The following is a 2,831-nucleotide window of genomic DNA, read 5'->3' on the forward strand; positions in this document are numbered from 1 at the left end:
GGATAGGTCTGAGGCCATCACGGCGGCGCTGCCCCTGTAAAAGGAAAACGGCGAGGCCGACATGCGCTCATAGCGGAGTGGCAAAAGGCTCTGCATCCTGCCAGCACTGGTTTCTTTTAAAATATCTATGGGGTTTGGCCGGCATTCAGATTCAATGGTATTTAATAACGCTATAGGAAAAAGCTTCTTTTGCGCTTTTCCGATTTTGCGGCGTTCCAATTTAGAAGCACCCTCCGAAGATAAAACAACACAATTTTCATTCATGACTCTTAGTGTTTTGTTTTTGCTTTCTTAAGCAGGAACGTTTTAGGGAGGTCATCACCTAAAAGATAACCCCACGGTTCCAGAGACTCAATACGGTCAAATATTACCTTAAGAATTGCCATAACGGGGATGGCCAGAAACATACCGGATATCCCTGCTAAAGCGCCGCCAATGATAATACCAACAATTGAGGCAATGGAATTGATCTCTACCTTTGAACTGACAACAATTGGTACTAAAATATTATTGTCCACAAACTGGACCAAGATATTGACAACCAAGATGCCGATCAGCACAGTGAGGTCACTGTTTCCGGTCAGGGAGGCTACCACAGTCAATACCCCGGCTATAACAATGCCAATGTAGGGGATCAGGTTGAGCAGCCCGGTGATTACGCCTAGTAATATCGCGTACTTGACGCCTATAATCATCAGTCCTAAAGCCGTGAGCACCGAGACTATCGCGAATTCGAACAGTAGGCCAAGGATATAACTTTGAACCGATGTTTTAATTGTTTTAAGAATATCTTCTAGTTTAGGGTGATGTTTGGGCGCAAATAGCTTGCAAAGAAATTTCAGGAAATGCGTGCGGTACAGCAAAATGAGGAACATATAAATAGGGATTAGGATAAGGTTCATAAGCGAATCCGTAAATGAGACCAGCGTGCTGCCCATTATGGATTTACCGGTGTCCATAGACCCTGATGTCGCTTTTGAGACCATCTTGTCCTGTTCTTGCTTACTAAGTTCAAAGGTATCCTGCACATAGGATTGCAGGTTGCTGTAATGATTATGAAGGTTACTTTTTATCTTATCCCAGTCCTCAGCCATACCCGCCACCTGGTAGGTGATGAAATAAAAAAGAACCGCGAAGAAAATAACAAATATAAATACGGCTATTAGGCAGGCCAGGACATTAGGTATTTTTAACCTCTCATTCAAGAATGCGGCGACAGGGCGCAAGAGGATAGCGAATAGTATTGATAGCAGCAATGGCGATAAAATGCCCTGCCCTACATAACATATGGCAAGCAGCGCAACCACGATAAAAAGTATATTGGCAAAGCGCGCATAGAACGGCAATGGCCTGGCGGATTTTCTCATAATTATTTTGATTGTAGTCTTATGCGGCGTTGCATTATTTTTTGGATAAGTGTCTTAAGCTTGGATTTATAGTCATTGGCAAGCCATTCGGTATAATTCTTTGTGACCTTGTCCAAGCATTTGGCATATTGCTTTACCCTCCAGTTGATTTCCTTATCCAGTTCTTCGCTGAGGTGCAGCGCCTCTGAAATTGTTTCAGCGTTATCGGCACACATCAGGGCATGCTGGCGGATGGAATCGCGAATTACCGTTTTGGGTTTCTCCCCATTTTCTGTTGCCCTGTGGTGCGCCTGTTGCACATCAAATGATACTTCAAGGGAATTGGGGAATTTGGAACGTATTTCAGGGGATATACTGTGGCTTTCGTATTCCGTATGGCTGCTCATGCTTTCATGGTACTGCTCCGGGTTTTCAAAGACATACTTCCAGTCCACCGGGGCGTTCCATTCGCCGAAACGGTCGGTATTATTGCCGAGGTCAATGATGTTAAAGGTCTTTTTATTCGGCAGCCTGCGCGAACCACGGCCAATCATCTGGTGATATAAGGTAAGCGAATTGGTGGCACGGTTCAGGATAACGGTTTGCACCGAAGGCTCGTCAAACCCGGTAGTCAGTATAGATACTGATGTGAGTATGGCACCTTTGGTCTTTTTAAACCATTTTAGAATAGCTTCACGCTCTGTGGGGGACGTTTTGTTATCCAGGTGCCTGCAATCGTATCCGACATCGGTAAACATTTGGCAGACTGCTTTGGAAGTAAATATACCGGTATTGAAAATCAGTGTTTTTTTGTTTTTGGAATGCTCGCGGTACGCATGCAACAGCAGCTCCAGCATGGCCGGGGCAGAGTAGAGAGCATCGGAAGAGCTAACGGTATAGTCCCCGTGCCGGCCTGTTACAAGCGAGTTGAGTTCCACATCGTACCGCCAGGTTTTAGGGCGTGCCAAAAAGCCCTGTTCAATAAGTGAGCCTATTGGGGCACCGACAATCAGTTCGCTGTAGTTTTTCTTCATCGGTAAATTGATATCTGCACTAAAAGGTGTGGCGGTAACCCCAATAACAGTCGCATTTTTAAACTTGCTGAGTAGTTTCTGGAAAGAATTGTGGTGGGCTTCGTCGATAATTACAAGGCCTACACTGTTGGTATCCATGTGTCCTGACTTAATCCTGTTCTTCAGGGTTTCCACCATGGCGACATAGCACTGCGAGCGGTCTTTCCGGCTTACGGATTCTACGGTGCTGGTTATGGCTTTATTGGGTATCCCGGCATTTTTGAGGGTTGTTGCCGTTTGGCGGCAAAGTTCTTTGCGGTGTGTAAGTACAACCACTTTCCTATGGAACTTTTCAATATATCGTTTCGCAATCTCAGAAAATATCACGGTTTTCCCTCCCCCGGTGGGCAACTGGTACAGGAGCCGTTGCGGGGTGGTGCTTTCCCCGATTTTTTCGAAAAGCGTAGTAATA

General features: G+C 45.5%; 3 protein-coding genes. All 3 read right to left on the reverse strand.

Features of this window, described 5'->3' with window-relative positions; translation table 11 throughout:
• Positions 1 to 264 (reverse strand): DUF2252 family protein (locus GR160_RS19170; RefSeq protein ID WP_160751510.1); only part of this gene is annotated, 264 nt, incomplete at its 3' end.
• Positions 265 to 269: 5 nt separating this feature from the next.
• Entirely contained in the window at positions 270 to 1,367 is a 1,098-nt protein-coding gene (locus GR160_RS19175; protein ID WP_160751511.1) for an AI-2E family transporter, read from the reverse strand.
• A gap of 2 nt (positions 1,368 to 1,369) precedes the next feature.
• Positions 1,370 to 2,831 (reverse strand): DEAD/DEAH box helicase (locus GR160_RS19180; protein WP_202390833.1); only part of this gene is annotated, 1,462 nt, incomplete at its 5' end.

Origin of the sequence: Flavobacterium sp. Sd200 (genome assembly GCF_009826935.1) — a bacterium.
Lineage (GTDB): Bacteria > Bacteroidota > Bacteroidia > Flavobacteriales > Flavobacteriaceae > Flavobacterium.

Excerpts from the sequence above, each read along its gene's own strand:
- GR160_RS19175 (WP_160751511.1), bottom strand. The coding sequence starts at position 1,367 with ATGAGAAAATCCGCCAGGCCATTGCCGTTCTATGCGCGCTTTGCCAAT.